Below are 640 nucleotides of genomic sequence, written 5' to 3' on the forward strand. Positions count from 1 at the left end.
CAGCCCGGGCTGCGGCTATTCCGCTCACTATAGCCAGGTCGATCCCCCGGATGGAATATCCGGTGTTGATTACAAAACCGGCGGCGTCTCCTATCATCAGGAATCCTTCCCGGTATAGCTTTTTGTGAATGCCTCTATATCCTGCCTCACTCACCAGATGGGCCGAGTATTCTATAGTCTCCCCCCCGGCGATCAATGGGGCGATAGCCGGGTGCATCTTGATATCCTGAAATATCTCATGCACCGATTTCTTATGCTGTGCTGCTTCTTCAGGGGTAAAAACACAGCCCAGTGATATGCTTTGCTGATTGGTATAGAGGAACCCCCCGCCGTGTATGCCCTCGGTGCAGCCTAAAAGCATGCGGGCTGCGCCTTCGCCGGCCTGGAGGTTAAAGCGCTCTTCGATGGTTTTTTCCGGCAGCTCGATTACCTCTTTCACCCCTACTCCCACAGTTTTGGCGGGTATATCCCGAATCAGTCCGGCCTGCTGTGCCATGAAGGAATTGACCCCATCGGCTGCTATGACTATATCGGCATACATCTCATCTTCCCCGGCTATGACCCCCACGATTTTGCCTTCCTGTTCGATGAGCTGGTCGACCTTGATTCCGCAGGCCACTATAGCTCCCTTCTCTTCAGC

1 pseudogene is annotated in these 640 nt (G+C 53.9%); it reads right to left on the reverse strand.

Annotated features, from left to right (window positions below):
• Positions 1-640: pseudogene (locus B2633_RS10340) on the reverse strand (FAD-dependent oxidoreductase); the annotation flags it as partial.

This window comes from Syntrophomonas sp. UBA1041 (assembly GCF_002316705.1).
Classification (GTDB): Bacteria; Bacillota; Syntrophomonadia; order Syntrophomonadales; family Syntrophomonadaceae; genus DTU019.